Genomic DNA, 14,609 nt, shown 5'->3' on the forward strand with positions numbered 1-14,609 from the left:
TGCGTTTCCCGCTATGATGAGCGGCTATTCATAGGAGAACGCATGGTCTGGATAATGCTGGCAACGCTTGCCGTGGTGTTTGTGGTGGGATTTCGCGTCCTGACCTCGGACTCCCGCCGCGCCATCAAACGTTTAAGCGAGCGTCTGGGGATCACCCCGATGCCGGTTGAGTCGATGATCGACCAGTTCGGTAAAACGCCCGGCAATGAGTTTATCCGTTATCTTGAACGCCCCGATGAGGCGCATCTGCAAAACGCGGCGCAGGTGCTGCTTATCTGGCAGGTGTGTATTGTTGATGGTAGTGAAGATAACCTGCACGCCTGGCACCGCATGCTGCGTAAAGCCCGCCTGGCCGCGCCCATTACCGATGCACAAATTCGTCTGGCGCTTGGCTTCATGCGCGAGATAGAGCCGGACCCGCAGGAGCTTAACGCCTTTCAGCTACGCTATAACCAGCTCTTCCTGCCGGAAGAGGGCGTGTTTTACCTGCACTGATCCCCTGTAAAAACGACAAAAGTTGTCAAATCGTTAAATTCGTCACACTTTTGATGATAAACTGCGCGACTTTTCCGCACGTTTTTATCTTCAGGTGACGCCATGACAGAACATATCCAGCCCACGACCAGACCGCAGACCAAAGAGGTTTCACGCCCCAACTGGTCGGCGGTTTTCTCCGTGGCGTTCTGCGTCGCCTGCCTGATTACCGTTGAGTTTCTGCCGGTGAGCCTGCTGACGCCGATGGCGCAGGATCTGGGCATTTCCGAAGGCGTGGCGGGGCAGTCCGTCACCGTCACCGCCTTCGTGGCGATGTTCGCCAGCCTGTTTATCACCCAGGTGATTGGCACTATCGACCGCCGCAAGGTGGTCATCCTGTTCAGCGTGCTGCTGACGCTCTCCTGCCTGCTGGTCTCCTTTGCGGAAAGCTTTACCCTGCTGCTGCTGGGGCGCGCCTGCCTGGGACTGGGATTAGGCGGCTTCTGGGCGATGTCGGCCTCGCTCACCATGCGCCTGGTGCCCGCGCGGACGGTACCAAAAGCGCTTTCCGTTATCTTCGGTGCGGTCTCTATCGCGCTGGTGATTGCCGCGCCGCTGGGCAGCTTCCTGGGCGGGATTATCGGCTGGCGTAACGTCTTTAACGCCGCGGCGGTGATGGGCGTGCTGTGTATTATCTGGGTGTGGAAGGCGCTGCCGTCCCTGCCGGGCGAAGCGGCGCACCATAAGCAGAACATGTTCGCGCTGCTGAAGCGCCCCGGCGTGCTGGCGGGGATGACCGCGATCTTTATGGCCTTTGCCGGGCAGTTTGCCTTCTTTACCTATATCCGCCCGGTGTTTATGAACATGGCGGGCTTTGACGTAGACGGCCTGACGCTGGTGCTGCTGAGCTTCGGTATCGCCAGCTTTGTCGGCACGTCGCTGTCTTCGCAGTTCCTGAAACGTTCCCTGAAGGTGGCGCTGGCGGGTGCGCCGCTGGTGCTGGCGGCGAGCGCGGCGGTGCTGGTGCTGTGGGGCAGCGATAAGTGGGTCGCGTCTGCCATTGCGATTATCTGGGGCTTTGCCTTTGCGCTGGTGCCGGTGGGCTGGTCGACGTGGATCACCCGAACGCTGGCCGATCAGGCGGAAAAAGCCGGGTCGATTCAGGTGGCGGTGATCCAGCTGGCGAATACCTGCGGTGCGGCCATTGGCGGCGTGGCGCTCGACCATCTGGGGCTGACATCGCCGCTGGTACTTTCCGGTACGCTGATGCTGCTGACTGCGCTGCTGGTGGCGGGGAAGGTTAAGGCGAAGTAGTGCTTTTCTCCCTCTCCCGTGGGAGAGGGTTGGGGTGAGGGCATCAGGCTACGCCGATGCCTTAACCCTTCTACGTGAATCCATCGAAATCAGCACCACCGACGATACAATCAGCAGCGTGCCCAGCCAGTCCGGCAGGGTGAACGCCACGCCCAGTAAAATCACCGACAGCAACGCGCTGCTCAGCGGCTCGGCGCAGCTCAGAATGCTCGCCTTCGGCCCGCCAATCATCTGCGCGCCTTTTAGATACAGGCTGAACGTCAGCGCGGTGCCGATCACCACCAGATAGAAAAACGCCAGCAGCAGGCTGCCGTCAATCACGAAGGTCGTCCCGCGCCCGGCGTAGAACGGCGTCAACATCAATCCGGCAATCAACATACTCCAGCCGACAATCGGCAATGTGCCATAGCGGGCGATCAGCGTCGACGGATAGGTGGTGTAAAACGCCGCGGCAAACGCCGAGGCGATACCGAAGAACAGCGCGGCAGGCGAGATGGAGAGCGAGGTTGGGTCGCCGTGGGTGACCAGCAGGAACGTCCCGACAAGGGATGTCACAATCGCGGACAAAACAAACACGCCGGGGCGCTTTTTCCGCGCCAGGGCAAACCACGCCACGATAATGGTTGGCGATAGGAACTGCAGCACGGTAGCGGTCGCCGCGTTGGATTTTTCAATCGTCAGCAGGAAAGTGAGCTGCACGGTAAGCGCGCCGACCAGCGAGAAAAACAGCAGGCTGAGTGCGTCTTTGCGCTGCTTGATGACCGAGAATATCTTGTCGCCGTGAACGAAAGAAAGCGTCAGGAGGATCACGCCGGTAAACAGCAGGCGAACCATGGTCAGGTAAGGCGAAGAAATGTGGCTTTTCTCCATGATGTACTGCGCGCAAACGCCGGAACTGCCCCATAAAACGGCGGCGATCAGAACGTTCAGCATCCCTTTACGTGTGGAACCCATTTTCTCCCCTGCTATGTTGTCGTTTATTCGGTCAACAGCATAGCATGATAGCGTGCGCTCTGATGCCCTCACCCCAGCCATCTCCCACGGGAGAGGGAGCAAACACAAAAAACGGCAACTCTCGTTGCCGTTTTGCTTCTACCTTGCTTAGAACCACGCCTCCCACATCGCGCCGACGTTGAAGTCGTCGAGGGTTTCGTCTTTGGTGTTGTTCACGCGCGCGGTGCGTGCGTTATCCACTTTGCCGCCGGTCACGTAGAAGCGCAGCATCGGACGGAACTCCGGCCCCATGGCGATAGACATGTTCTGCGACAGGGTCAGCTTCCAGCCCTTGTTGTCGCCGCCGTTGTCGTAATCCACATGTTGCCAGCCTGCTTCCAGCCAGGTGGAGTGAACGTCGTTCCACCAGTGCATCGGACGCACGATGGCGTTGTAGTTCTTACGGTTATCGGTCTTATCGCGGCTATTGTCGTAATCGTGGAAGGCGAGGATGTACTCCACCTGCGTCGCCTGGGTGAATTTGTACAGCCCTTCGAAGCTGGCGTAGACCGTGGTCAGGTCCTCGGTTTTATTGAACACGCTGTTGTCCGCGTTATCGGAGTAGCGGGCAATCACCTTGTTCACGCCGCTGTCATTGGTGTGGCTCAGCACCACGCCGCCCTGCCACGCGTTCAGACGCTCGTCGCTCTCCACCGCTTTGGAGTCAAAGCCGTAGTTGGCGTACAGCTCCATGTCGATCGGGCCGAGCTTCATGCCGTGGATTTTTGAGGTCGCGGCGTAGTTGCCTTTGTCGCCCGTGCCGGAACCGCCGGTACAGGTGATGCGCGACGGGTTGGCTTCATCTTCCATCACTTCCGGGCTACAGGATTCCACCGCCGCCACGGCGGCGACGTCAAACTGCACGCCGCCGATGTCGAAGTTCTTCACCCCGGCGCCCTGGCCGTCGTGGTTCATCCAGAAGTAATCGTTGATGCCCTGCTGCGGACGCTGGTGGAAGTCACGCCCGGCCCAGAAATAGGCGTTCGGGTTGGAGGCCATAATGTTGGTCACCCCCGCGTAGGCTTTTTTCAGGTTAACTTCGTCGCCCCAGTGGTCGATCATCACGTTGATATCCCAGATGGCGCCGTTTTCACCCTTGAAGGCCTTGGAGAGCTGGAATTCCCCGCCGTTGCCTTCGTTGCCCAGACGACCAATGGCGGACGCGCCGTTGTAGGAACCGTCCACCGCCACGTATTTCTGATCGGCGGCCTGGAAGTGCGCGCCGTAGCGGGCATAGCCGGTAAATTTAACCCCGAACGGGATCGCCATATCCGGGGATTGTGCCGCGCTTTGCGGCTCTGTCACCACGTCCGCTTTTTTCGCGACCGCCGCATCCATTTTAGCCTGACGTTCGGCCAGGGCTTTATCCACCGCTTTCGCCACAATGGCGTCGATTTGCTCCTGGGTGAATTCCTGTGCGAGCACGGAAATTGGGCAAAGCGCGGCGATAACTGCCATGGTTAATGGAAGTTTTTTAATCGTATTCATGGTTATCTCAATATAGTTTAATTTTATTCAGACAATAACCATCCCGCTCCGATCTGACAGAGTATGTCGCTATCATCAGAACAAGTGGATCTCTATTTAGGGTACAGAGGTATTACAATAATTATTTCGCCATAGATTATCTCTGGTATAAATGAATAATTTCTTCGGACAGTTCACGCGCTAATAAGGAATTCATTAAGTGATCCTGCGCGTGCACCATAATTAACGTCATCGGCTGGCGGCCTTCGCCCGCATCCTGCTCGATCAGTTTGGTCTGCATCTTGTGCGCCTGGCGCGCGTAGCCATCGGCTTCGCGCAGCAGGCTTTTGGCTTCGTCAATGTTGCCCTGGCGCGCCGCGTGCAGGGCTTCAAAGCACAGGCTGCGGGACTGTCCGGCATTGACGATAATTTCCATTACGGCTTCTTCTAGTGCGATCATCATCATTACTCTTTTTCAAAACTATTATTTAATGCGGTGGCGGCAAACCACTCTCCGCTTTTCTTAATGGTGCGTTTCTGCGTCTCTAAATCGAGCTGGATAAATCCGTAGCGATTTTTATAGGCATTACACCACGACCAGTTATCAATAAACGTCCACATATGGTAACCGAGACAATTGCACCCTTCGCTAATACCCTTATGCAGCCAGGCTAAATGTTCGGAAATAAACTCGATGCGGTACCGATCGTTTATCTGGCCATTTTCAATAAAGCGCTGCTCGTTTTCGACGCCCATGCCGTTTTCAGAAATAAAGCAGCGAGGGTTGCCGTAATTGTCGCGCAGGTTAACCAGAATATCGTAAATACCCGGCTCGTAGATTTCCCAGCCGCGGTACGGGTTCATCTTGCGGCCCGGCATCTCGTAGCTATCAAAGAACCACTCCGGCATAAACGGCGCCTGCGGGTTCACCGCGCTGTCGCGGCACTTCACGCGACGCGGCTGATAGTAGTTAATGCCGAGCAGGTCGATTTTCCCTTCCGCAATCAGAAAACCGTCTTCCGGCTTGCAGGCGGGAAGCTGATCGTAAGATTTCAGTAACGCCACCAGATCCGCCGGGTATTCGCCGCGCAGAACCGGGTCAAGGAAGCTGCGGTTAAACATCAGATCTGTAACGTGTGCCGCCTTCAAGTCCGCCGGGTTCTGCGAGCGCGGATAGGACGGCGTCAGGTTCAACACGATGCCAATTTCCCCCGCGTAATGCCCGGCGCGGTAGGCCTGCACCGCCTTCGCATGGGCCAGCACGGTGTGATACGCCACGGTGGCTGCCCGACGAAAATCCACCACGTTCGGGTAGTGGAAGTCGTACAGATAACCGCCTTCCACCGGCACGATCGGCTCGTTGAAGGTAAACCAGTGCAGCACGCGGTCACCAAACAGCTCGAAGCAAAGCAGAGCATAGCGGGCGTAAGCCTCCACCACGTCGCGGTTTTCCCAGCCGCCGATTTCCTGCATCGCCATCGGCATGTCGAAATGGAACAGGGTCATAAACGGCGTGATGCCCTGTTCATTCAGCTCATCAATGACCTGATTGTAAAAATCGACCGCGTCCGGGTTCACTTCACCGATACCGTCGGGGATCAGGCGCGCCCAGCTAATCGAGGTGCGAAAGCTGTTGTGGTTCAGCTGCTTTAACAGCTGAATGTCCGTTTTCCAGTGCTGATAAAACGTGGAGGTCTGCTGCGGCCCCACGCCGTTGTGAAAACGGTTCGGCTCGCGGGCAAACCAGTAATCCCACGTGGTTTCCCCCTCTCTTGCCCCTTCGGTCTGGAGAGCAGAGCTTGCGCTGCCCCACCAGAAGTTATCGGGAAATGCGTATTTCATGACTCTTCCTCTTTGACTTAATTGCTGGCGGTCTCGGCGGCACCGACGGTTGCCTGGGCCTTCTGCTCTTCGTTTTTGATGAGCGTACGCTCATAGGCGCGCAGGAATGGCAGGTACATCAGCGCGGACATCACCATACAGACCAGGCACATCACCACCGGGCTCAGCGCCCAGTTCGCCGCCCACGAGGCGCCAATCGGTGCAGGGGTGGTCCACGGGGTTAACGAGACGACCTGCGCCAGCCAGCCGAGCCTGGTTGCCGCGTACGCCAGGCAGGCGTTAACCAGCGGAACGAACACGAACGGGATAAACAGCATCGGGTTCATGATGATCGGCGCGCCGAACAGAATCGGTTCGTTGATGTTAAAGAAGCTCGGCACAACGCCCATTTTGCCGATGGTGCGCAGGTGGGTAACGCGGCTGCGCAGCAGCAGGAACGCCAGCGGCAGCGTGGAGCCTACGCCGCCAATCAGCAGGTAGTGATCCCAGAAGCCCTGGAGGTAAACGTGCGGCAGCGCCGCGCCGGCCGCCAGCGCCGCCTGGTTTGCCGAGAGGTTCGCCATCCAGAACGGGTTCATGATGCCGGTGACGATCAGCGAGCCGTGAATACCTGCGAACCAGAAGATCTGGCACAGCAGCACGGAGAGCAGAATGGCTGGCAGGGAGTCAGAGGCAGACACCAGCGGCTCCAGCAGGTGCATGATCGCCTGCGGGATAATCATCCCGGTTTGCGCTTCAATGAACAGGTTCAGCGGGTGCAGCGTGCCGATCACCACCATCACCGGGATCAGGATTTCAAACGAGCGCGCCACGCCGGTCGGGACTTCCTTCGGCAGGCGAATGGTCACGTTGTTCTGTTTCAGCCACGCGTAGACGCGGGTAGCGTAAATGGCGGTGATCAGCGCGGTAAAAATCCCCTGGCCGGAGAGGTACTGGGTCGAGATCTTGCCGTCGGCATACGGCGCGGCGACCAGCAGGAAGGCCATAAAGGCCAGCAGGCCGGACATCACCGGGTCGAGGTTGAACTGACGCCCCAGGCTTGCCCCAATCCCCACCGAAATGAAGAAGGTCATCACCCCCATGCTGAGGTTAAACGGCAGCATCAGCTGTTCGCGGTAGGTCTGGGAGAAATCCAGCCAGCCGCGGGCGAAGCTGTTGGTGGTATCCGCCGAGAACGGTGGGAAGATGAACACCAGCATAAACGAGCCGATGATCATAAACGGCAGCGCGGCGGTAAAGCCGTCGCGGATGGCAATCACGTACTTTTGCTGACCCAGCTTCGCGGCCAGCGGAGTAATTGACTGCTCAATCACCGCGACCATGGATTGATATAACGAACTCATGTGAACACCTTTTAGTGTGCCGCTTCGATGAGCGACAGAGCATAGTCCAGTACTTTATCGCCACGCTGCATGCCGTAGTCCATCATATCGATGGGCTGCACCGGAATGCCTTGCGTCGCCGCCTTGTCTGAGAGTGTCTGTAACATGTATTTCACTTGCGGTCCGAGAAGTACCACCTGGTATTGCGGAAACTGCGTATCAAATTCGGAAACGCCGTACGCATCAATCTTCACCGGCAAACCACGTTCTTTCGCGACATCGACCATTTTGCTGACCAGCAGGCTGGTGGACATCCCGGCAGAGCAGCACAGCATAATTTTGAACATCGACAACCATCCTCTAAATGTAAAAAGTTATTGCGAGGATGATTGGACATTATACGGAAACCGGTTTCCATTCATAAAAGACAGAAGTGTGACAACCATCAAGATCCCTTACTTATGAGACTAATTAACCCGATGTGCGTCACATAATTTGGCTGTTTTGACATCATTTGGAGTGGAAACGGAAAATCGGTTTCCATGAAAAACGGAAACGGATATACTCCGTTCTGGCTATAATGTGAGCCGAAGCGGTGATGGAATTTGCAGGCGCGAGGTAAGCCTGCCAGGGGAAAGAGATGTCGACAATCAATGATGTATCACGTCTTGCCGGGGTGTCTAAAGCCACGGTATCGCGAGTGTTGAGTGGGTCGCGTGGCGTAAAGGAAGCCAGCCGTCAGGCCGTACTGAAAGCGGTGGATGAGCTGAACTACCGGCCTAACGTGATTGCCCAGTCGCTGCTGAGCCAGTCGACGGGCTGTATCGGGGTCATTTGCGCGCAGGAAAATATTAACCAAACCACCGGATATCTCTACGCGCTGGAAAAACAGCTCAGCCAGCATCAAAAACACCTCCTGCTGCGCTTCGCGCACAGCAAAGCGGAAGTGATGCACGCCCTTGAAGAACTCTCCTGCGGGCTTTGCGATGACATCCTGGTGATTGGCGCCCGTTTCCCGCTGGACGTGGAGATGGATAACGTTATTCTGGTGGACTGCATGGAGTCTGATAACGCCAACAGCATTCAGTTCGATCACGCCTTTGCCGCCGAAACCGCCTGTAACTACCTTACCAGCCAGGGGCGTCGGCAGATTGCGCTGATCCACCCTCACGGCAGCGGTTTTGCCGACCAGGTGCTTCTCGGCTACAAGCATGCGCTGGAGAAAAATTTCCTGCCCTTCAATCGCAACCTTGTCTTTATGGACGCGACCTCCTCGTCCGTTGCGCTGCAGGAGCTGCTTAATAACGCCAGCACCCTGAACTTCAACGCGCTGCTGGTGGCGGACGAGCAGGAAGCCCAGCGGGTGATCCCGCAGCTGCAGGCGTTTAACAAATCGGTGCCGGACGACATCATGGTCTTCAGCCTTGCCGGATCGCTGCACCTGCCGGGTATTCCGGTGATCCCGGCGATTGAATATTCCATGGACGCGATGGCGGCGCGCATTGTGAGCTGGCTGACGGAGAAAACGCAGATGCTCGGGTCCTATGTTCTGCGCGGGGATCTCATCATTCCGGATATGCGGAAGCGCTGAAAAAAGCGTGAAGCCCGGCTTCACGCTTAATAATCCTCCATACAATCCACCTGACCAATCGCCCCCCAGTAGGCATCCAGGTTGTCGCGCTTCACGGCGGTAATGGCATTTTTGATCAGCAGCTGATTGGCCTCGGACGATAAAATCATCGCCTGCCAGGCTTTATCGCTCTGCTTTTTCTGTGGAGTGCAGGTTTTCTTAATATCTTTAAGGACCTGCTGCTTTATTTGCGCCTCTTTCGCAGGGTCATCCTTTTCCTGAGCATGGACAAACGCGGCGAAGAGCAGACAAACCAGCAGGCAGACCAGGTGCGCGGCTTTCATCAACAACCCCCTTTCGAAGTCACAGGCTTCCCATGAAATATATCGTTACATTCAGTGTAGCGACGCCAGCCGAAAGTATGAATTTTCTCCAGGAGATCTGTGTGAGATAGTGAAGCGGCACAGATAACAAGGAGATAAAAATATGCACCTGAGCATTACTCATGCGGTTACGGCGCAGGAAAAAGAAGAGTTACTCGTCGGTCTGAGAGCCTTTAACGGACAGTTTATCGATCTGGCGAACTTTAGCGGCGACATTGGCGTTTACGTGCGGGACGATAAAGGCACCATGCTCGGCGGGCTAATTGGGGTGCGTAAAGGCGACTGGCTGAATATCGACTTTCTCTGGGTGAGCGATGCCGTGCGTGGATCTGGCGTGGGCAGCCAGCTCATCAAAGCGGCCGAAGAGGAAGCCCGACGCAAAGGCTGCAAGCATGCGCTGGTCGACACCGCCAGCTTCCAGGCGCGCCCGTTCTATGAAAAACAGGGGTACCAGCTGCAGATGTCTTTGCAGGATTATCCGTACCCGGGCATGCAGCGACATTACCTCGCGAAAGCCCTTTAAGCCCTGAATCTGTCGGCCGGGTAAGCGCTGCGCCACCCGGCAATACTCGCATATAACCGATCCTTCTTATTGATTCTTTTTCGGTTTTTATTTCACCGCTTCGTTGTCGATATAGTCACTACAACATTTAGCAAAAGGAACTGTCTTGTGAAACGTCGATTGGGTGCTCTGGTACTTGCTGGCCTGCTGCTGGCAGGGTGCGATCAAAGTGGCAGCGATGCCAAACACATTAAAGTGGGCGTCATCAACGGCGCTGAACAGGACGTAGCGGAAGTCGCCAAAAAGGTGGCAAAAGAGAAATATGGCCTGGACGTGGAGCTGGTCGGCTTCAGCGGTTCGCTGTTGCCTAACGATGCGACTAACCAGGGGGAACTGGATGCCAACGTCTTCCAGCATCGCCCATTCCTCGCTGAGGATAACAAGGCGCATGGCTACAAGCTGGTGGCCGTGGCGAACACCTTCGTTTTCCCGATGGCCGGCTATTCCCGCAAAATCAAATCCGTCTCTGACCTGAAGGACGGGGCAACCATTGCCATTCCAAACGACCCGACCAACCTTGGCCGCGCGCTGTTGCTGCTGCAAAAGGAGAAGCTCATTACCCTGAAGCCGGGCACTGGGCTGCTGCCGACGGCGCTGGATATTACCGCCAACCCTAAACAGCTGAAAATTATGGAGCTGGAAGGGGCACAGCTGCCGCGCGTGCTGGACGACCCGAAAGTGGATGTCGCCATTATCAGCACCACCTATATTCAGCAAACCGGGCTGTCGCCAGTGCATGACAGCGTCTTTATTGAAGACAAAAACTCGCCGTACGTGAACATCGTGGTGACGCGCGAAGACAACAAGGACGCGGAGAACGTGAAGGAATTTATCCAGTCGTATCAGTCCCCTGAAGTAGCGAAAGCGGCGGAGACGATCTTTAACGGCGGGGCGGTGCCGGGCTGGTAAACGATCTGACGGAAAACGGGTTGCTTAAATTGGCCCGATTCCATCGGTAATCGCCCTTTAACCCACAGCGTCAGCTGCGACCGCTGGCTATCCTCCTTATCACACCAACCGGAGGATAGCCCATGAACATTACCCACATTCGCAACGCCACCCAGCTGATTACCTACGCTGGAAAACGTCTTTTAATCGACCCGATGCTGGCCCCGAAGGGGGCTTATCCGGGCTTTCCCGGCACGGCGTATGCCGAACGCCGTAACCCGACGGTCGAACTCCCCGTTGACGTCAATACGCTGCTGGACGCCGACGCGGTGATCGTCACCCATACCCATGACGATCACTGGGATCGCGCCGCGGCGGAGCTGATCACTAAAGACAAACCGATCTACGTGCAAAACGACCGTGACGCCGCGCTGCTGCGCAGCCAGGGATTCAGCAACCTGACGATCATGACCGACGCGACCTTCTTCGGCGATATTAAGATTACGAAAACCCAGGGCGGGCAGCACGGCACCGATCGCGCTTACGCCGTGCCGGAGCTGGCGGAGCGGCTGGGCGAGGCCTGCGGCGTGGTGCTGCGTCATCCCGATGAGAAGACGCTCTATCTTGCCGGGGATACCGTCTGGCGTGACGAAGTAGCGGCCGATCTGCAAAAGCACCAGCCGGACGTGGTGGTACTGAACGCTGGCTATGCACACGTCATTGGTTTTGGGCCCATTATTATGGGGCAGGAGGATGTGCTTAACGTTCATTTCCTGCTGCCGCAGGCCAACATTGTGGCGAGCCATATGGAGGCGATTAACCACTGCCTGTTGACCCGCAGCGCGCTGCGTGAGTACGTTGAAGCCAATCAGGTGAGTGACGCGGTGAGCATTCCCCAGGATGGCGAAACCGTTATATTCTGAGTGCGTTAAAGGGAAAGGAGAGACAGATGTCGCTAATCAACGTCGCGATTGTCGCGGTAGACGGGTTTAGCCCGTTCCACTACTCCGTTCCCTGCATTCTGTTTGGCGATTCGGTCTCCGGCGAAAAGCGCTTTAACGTGACGATTTGCGCCGAAACGCCGGGGTTCCTCACCTCAAAAGACGGATTTGCCCTCAACGCCACGCAGGATTTCACCGCTATGGGTCAGGCCGATATTGTCGTCGTTCCCTACTGGCAGCACGTCCTTGAACGACCGCCCCAGGCGCTGCTCGACAGCCTGGTGCAGGCAAGAGACAACGGTGCGGAAATCGTCGGGCTGTGTCTGGGGTCGTTTGTTCTTGCCTGGGCGGGGCTCCTCGACGGCAAACGTGCGGCCACCCACTGGGAGTTCGAACGTCAATTTCAGTCGCTCTTCCCGCGCGTTCAGCTGGATATTAATGCCCTTTACGTGGATGACGGCAATATCATCACCTCTGCCGGTACCGCGGCTGCGCTGGACTGCTGCCTGTATATCATTCGCCAGCGTTTTGGGAGCGTGGTCGCCAACCAGATTGCCCGTCGGATGATTGTTCCGCCCCACCGCGAGGGCGGTCAGGCGCAGTTCATCGCCCAGCCGGTACCCAAAGATACCCGCGACGGACGCATTAACTGCCTGATTGACTACCTACAGCAGCACATCACCGAACCGCATAGCCTGGACTCGCTGGCAGAGGTGGTTTCGATGAGCCGCCGCACCCTGACCCGGCATTTTATTAAAGCCACGGGGATGAGCGTCGCCGACTGGCTTACCGCCGAACGCCTGCGGCGCAGCCAGATCCTGCTTGAGGCCGGAAATATGCCGATTGAGCGCGTGGCTGAACTCGTGGGATTTAATTCCCCCGTTACCTGGCGACAGCAGTTTAAGGCGCGTTTTGGGGTCAGTCCGGCGGAGTGGAGAAAAACGTTTCGTCTCCACAGCTAGTGTATTACGGCTAACTCAAGATTTAAGGGTGAGTTAAACCATTTCTTATTTTCTCTTAATATCTTTCTCACCTTTCCGAAAGAACCATTAATTTTAGGGGCCCTAATGCAAATTAGATATACTCGCTTTAAGAATGCTCTTATATTACAAAAGTAATCATTGCGGACATTTTTGTGGCATGGATGAATAGCTCCGAAATAAAAAATAGAATAGTTTCATTTGTGAATTATACTGTTGCTATATTATTAATTGCGCTTTTTTCAGCGAGTGTGAATGCTGCCCCCTTGTCGCCAGCCGATCGCGACGCTATTCAGCAGCAACAGCAGCAGCTTTTATTACAGAACCAGCAACAGCGCGAAGAGCTGGAGCGGAGTATTCCTCGCCCCGCGCCTGCCAGGCCTCTGCCTGCAACCGGCTCCGGGCCCTGTTTCACCATTAATACCATTACCCTTTCCGGTGCGACCTTAATCTCCCCGAAAACCCGTCAGACCCTTGTCGCACCGTGGCAGGGCCGGTGTCTGGATATGGCGAAAATAACGGAACTTCTCGCCCATATTTCTGACTGGTATATCAGACGGGGATATATCACCAGCCGCGCCTTTCTCACCGAGCAGGATCTCTCCGGCGGTCAGCTGAATATTGTTGTGCTGGAAGGCAGACTGGAAGCAATTCGTCTGGAAGGCGAAACGCCGCGCATGCTGAAAATGGCATTTCCGGGACGGGTGGGCGGCATCCTTAATTTACGCGACATTGAACAGGGCATGGAGCAAATTAACCGTTTGCGTACCGACCCGGTGCAGATTGAAATTCTGCCGGGAACGCAGGCCGGATATTCCATCGTTAATCTCACGGCAAAACCGGAATTTCCCTTAAGTGTATCCGTAAGCCTGGATAATAGCGGGCAGAAGAGCACCGGCGAAGATCAGCTGAGTGGCGTGCTCACCGCCAATAATATGCTGGGGCTGGCGGATAAATGGTTTGTCAGCGGCGGGCGCAGCAGCGATTTTGCCAGCGCGTACGATGCGCAGAATTTCCAGGCGGGCGTCAGCGTGCCGTTCGGCTACGGCCTGCTGGACTACAGCTACGCCTGGAGTAACTACCGGACCACCATCAGTAACCAGGGGTTCAACTGGCTCTCCACGGGCGATACTAAAACCCACCGCCTTAACGCGTCCTGGGTGGTGTTCCGCAACGGGGATGTGAAAACCGGTATTGCGGCAGGCGTGGTTCAGCGCTCCAGCCGCAACTGGCTCAACGACGCGCCGCTTAAGAGCAGCACGCGCAACCTCTCCAGCCTGGTCCTCGGGATTACCCATACGCAAAAAATGCTGGGCGGCGTGGCGACTTTCAACCCGACCTGGAGCCACGGCATGCCGTGGTTCAGTGCCGAAACCGACGAAAATAAATCCGGGGATGTGCCGCGTGCGGAATTCCGTAAATGGAGCCTGAACGCCAGCTTCCAGCGTCCTGTCGCCCGCAACGCGTGGTGGCTGACCAGCGCCTACGGCCAGTGGTCGCCCGATCGGCTGTACGGCTCCGAGCGCCTGACGCTCGGCGGCGAAAGCTCCGTGCGCGGTTTTAAAGAGCAGTACCTGTCCGGGGATAACGGCGGCTACTGGCGTAACGAGCTGGGGTATTCCCTCTTCACCCTCCCGGTGATTGGCGCGGTGAGCGCAACGGTCGCCGTTGACGGCGGCTGGCTGGAAAAAGACCGTCAGGACCGCTTTGCCTCCGGCACGCTGTGGGGCGGTTCGGTGGGGCTGAGCAGCGCAGGGCGCGGGTACAGCAGCCAGATTTCGGTCGGCACGCCGCTGCGCTACCCCGACTGGCTCGGCCCGGATCATGTGAGCGTTAACTGGCGCATTGCCTTCATGCTTTAAGAGACTCTACG

Annotated in this window: 15 protein-coding genes; 8 read left to right on the top strand and 7 right to left on the bottom strand. The window is 56.7% G+C overall.

Features of this window, described 5'->3' with window-relative positions; genetic code table 11:
* Positions 1–42: 42 nt before the first annotated feature.
* Both F0320_RS00165 and nepI read left to right on the top strand, forming a co-directional pair.
* Positions 43–495 (top strand): DUF1198 domain-containing protein, encoded by a 453-nt coding sequence (locus tag F0320_RS00165; RefSeq protein WP_126330374.1) that lies wholly within the window; start codon positions 43–45, stop codon positions 493–495.
* A gap of 102 nt (positions 496–597) precedes the next feature.
* Entirely contained in the window at positions 598–1,788 is a 1,191-nt protein-coding gene (nepI, locus tag F0320_RS00170; RefSeq protein WP_126330376.1) for a purine ribonucleoside efflux pump NepI, read from the top strand.
* Between the two features lie 48 nt (positions 1,789–1,836).
* Here the strand turns inward: nepI and F0320_RS00175 are convergent, their stop codons facing one another.
* The 6 genes from F0320_RS00175 to F0320_RS00200 form a co-directional block, all read right to left on the bottom strand.
* Positions 1,837–2,742: a DMT family transporter gene (locus F0320_RS00175; RefSeq protein WP_047649992.1), complete on the bottom strand. Its 906-nt coding sequence runs from the start codon at positions 2,740–2,742 to the stop codon at positions 1,837–1,839.
* 147 nt (positions 2,743–2,889) lie between these two features.
* Complete coding sequence (locus F0320_RS00180; RefSeq protein ID WP_047649991.1) at positions 2,890–4,269, bottom strand: carbohydrate porin; 1,380 nt, start codon at positions 4,267–4,269, stop codon at positions 2,890–2,892.
* Between the two features lie 136 nt (positions 4,270–4,405).
* The gene (locus F0320_RS00185) at positions 4,406–4,708 is read right to left on the bottom strand and encodes a PTS lactose/cellobiose transporter subunit IIA (protein WP_029741865.1); all 303 of its coding nucleotides are present in this window, start codon (positions 4,706–4,708) and stop codon (positions 4,406–4,408) included.
* A gap of 5 nt (positions 4,709–4,713) precedes the next feature.
* Positions 4,714–6,090, bottom strand: coding sequence for a glycoside hydrolase family 1 protein (locus F0320_RS00190; protein WP_126330378.1), 1,377 nt, complete (start codon positions 6,088–6,090; stop codon positions 4,714–4,716).
* 17 nt (positions 6,091–6,107) lie between these two features.
* The gene (locus F0320_RS00195) at positions 6,108–7,433 is read right to left on the bottom strand and encodes a PTS sugar transporter subunit IIC (protein ID WP_126330380.1); all 1,326 of its coding nucleotides are present in this window, start codon (positions 7,431–7,433) and stop codon (positions 6,108–6,110) included.
* Positions 7,434–7,444: 11 nt separating this feature from the next.
* The gene (locus F0320_RS00200) at positions 7,445–7,759 is read right to left on the bottom strand and encodes a PTS sugar transporter subunit IIB (RefSeq protein ID WP_023333974.1); all 315 of its coding nucleotides are present in this window, start codon (positions 7,757–7,759) and stop codon (positions 7,445–7,447) included.
* 293 nt (positions 7,760–8,052) lie between these two features.
* On the opposite strand from F0320_RS00200, the gene F0320_RS00205 reads away from it, so the two are divergent.
* Complete coding sequence (locus tag F0320_RS00205) at positions 8,053–9,003, top strand: LacI family DNA-binding transcriptional regulator (RefSeq protein WP_047649987.1); 951 nt, start codon at positions 8,053–8,055, stop codon at positions 9,001–9,003.
* A 26-nt stretch (positions 9,004–9,029) separates the two neighbouring features.
* Here F0320_RS00205 and F0320_RS00210 read toward each other — a convergent pair whose 3' ends face one another.
* On the bottom strand, positions 9,030–9,326 hold the full coding sequence (locus tag F0320_RS00210; RefSeq protein ID WP_047649986.1) for a YicS family protein: 297 nt from the start codon (positions 9,324–9,326) through the stop codon (positions 9,030–9,032).
* A 142-nt stretch (positions 9,327–9,468) separates the two neighbouring features.
* Between F0320_RS00210 and F0320_RS00215 the strand changes: the two genes are divergently transcribed.
* The 5 genes from F0320_RS00215 to F0320_RS00235 all read left to right on the top strand — a co-directional run bounded on the left by F0320_RS00215 (position 9,469) and on the right by F0320_RS00235 (position 14,598).
* On the top strand, positions 9,469–9,888 hold the full coding sequence (locus tag F0320_RS00215; protein WP_126330382.1) for a GNAT family N-acetyltransferase: 420 nt from the start codon (positions 9,469–9,471) through the stop codon (positions 9,886–9,888).
* A 147-nt stretch (positions 9,889–10,035) separates the two neighbouring features.
* On the top strand, positions 10,036–10,836 hold the full coding sequence (gene nlpA, locus F0320_RS00220; RefSeq protein WP_126330384.1) for a lipoprotein NlpA: 801 nt from the start codon (positions 10,036–10,038) through the stop codon (positions 10,834–10,836).
* Between the two features lie 122 nt (positions 10,837–10,958).
* Positions 10,959–11,738, top strand: a complete 780-nt coding sequence (locus F0320_RS00225; RefSeq protein WP_126330386.1) for an MBL fold metallo-hydrolase — start codon at positions 10,959–10,961, stop codon at positions 11,736–11,738.
* A 26-nt stretch (positions 11,739–11,764) separates the two neighbouring features.
* Positions 11,765–12,718, top strand: coding sequence for a GlxA family transcriptional regulator (locus F0320_RS00230; RefSeq protein WP_126330388.1), 954 nt, complete (start codon positions 11,765–11,767; stop codon positions 12,716–12,718).
* A gap of 182 nt (positions 12,719–12,900) precedes the next feature.
* A complete protein-coding gene (locus F0320_RS00235) occupies positions 12,901–14,598 on the top strand; it encodes a ShlB/FhaC/HecB family hemolysin secretion/activation protein (RefSeq protein WP_126330543.1) in 1,698 nt (565 codons plus the stop codon).
* The last annotated feature ends 11 nt before the right edge of the window (positions 14,599–14,609 follow it).

Source organism: Enterobacter dykesii (genome assembly GCF_008364625.2).
Taxonomy (GTDB): Bacteria; Pseudomonadota; Gammaproteobacteria; order Enterobacterales; family Enterobacteriaceae; genus Enterobacter; species Enterobacter dykesii.

What these genes read in the sequence shown, in the direction of transcription:
- F0320_RS00165 (WP_126330374.1), top strand. Translation starts at nt 43, where the DNA reads ATGGTCTGGATAATGCTGGCAACGCTTGCCGTGGTGTTTGTGGTGGGA.
- nepI (WP_126330376.1), top strand. Translation starts at nt 598, where the DNA reads ATGACAGAACATATCCAGCCCACGACCAGACCGCAGACCAAAGAGGTT.
- F0320_RS00175 (WP_047649992.1), bottom strand. Translation starts at nt 2,742, where the DNA reads ATGGGTTCCACACGTAAAGGGATGCTGAACGTTCTGATCGCCGCCGTT.
- F0320_RS00180 (WP_047649991.1), bottom strand. Translation starts at nt 4,269, where the DNA reads ATGAATACGATTAAAAAACTTCCATTAACCATGGCAGTTATCGCCGCG.
- F0320_RS00185 (WP_029741865.1), bottom strand. Translation starts at nt 4,708, where the DNA reads ATGATCGCACTAGAAGAAGCCGTAATGGAAATTATCGTCAATGCCGGA.
- F0320_RS00190 (WP_126330378.1), bottom strand. Translation starts at nt 6,090, where the DNA reads ATGAAATACGCATTTCCCGATAACTTCTGGTGGGGCAGCGCAAGCTCT.
- F0320_RS00195 (WP_126330380.1), bottom strand. Translation starts at nt 7,433, where the DNA reads ATGAGTTCGTTATATCAATCCATGGTCGCGGTGATTGAGCAGTCAATT.
- F0320_RS00200 (WP_023333974.1), bottom strand. Translation starts at nt 7,759, where the DNA reads ATGTTCAAAATTATGCTGTGCTGCTCTGCCGGGATGTCCACCAGCCTG.
- F0320_RS00205 (WP_047649987.1), top strand. Translation starts at nt 8,053, where the DNA reads ATGTCGACAATCAATGATGTATCACGTCTTGCCGGGGTGTCTAAAGCC.
- F0320_RS00210 (WP_047649986.1), bottom strand. Translation starts at nt 9,326, where the DNA reads ATGAAAGCCGCGCACCTGGTCTGCCTGCTGGTTTGTCTGCTCTTCGCC.
- F0320_RS00215 (WP_126330382.1), top strand. Translation starts at nt 9,469, where the DNA reads ATGCACCTGAGCATTACTCATGCGGTTACGGCGCAGGAAAAAGAAGAG.
- F0320_RS00225 (WP_126330386.1), top strand. Translation starts at nt 10,959, where the DNA reads ATGAACATTACCCACATTCGCAACGCCACCCAGCTGATTACCTACGCT.
- F0320_RS00230 (WP_126330388.1), top strand. Translation starts at nt 11,765, where the DNA reads ATGTCGCTAATCAACGTCGCGATTGTCGCGGTAGACGGGTTTAGCCCG.
- F0320_RS00235 (WP_126330543.1), top strand. Translation starts at nt 12,901, where the DNA reads ATGAATAGCTCCGAAATAAAAAATAGAATAGTTTCATTTGTGAATTAT.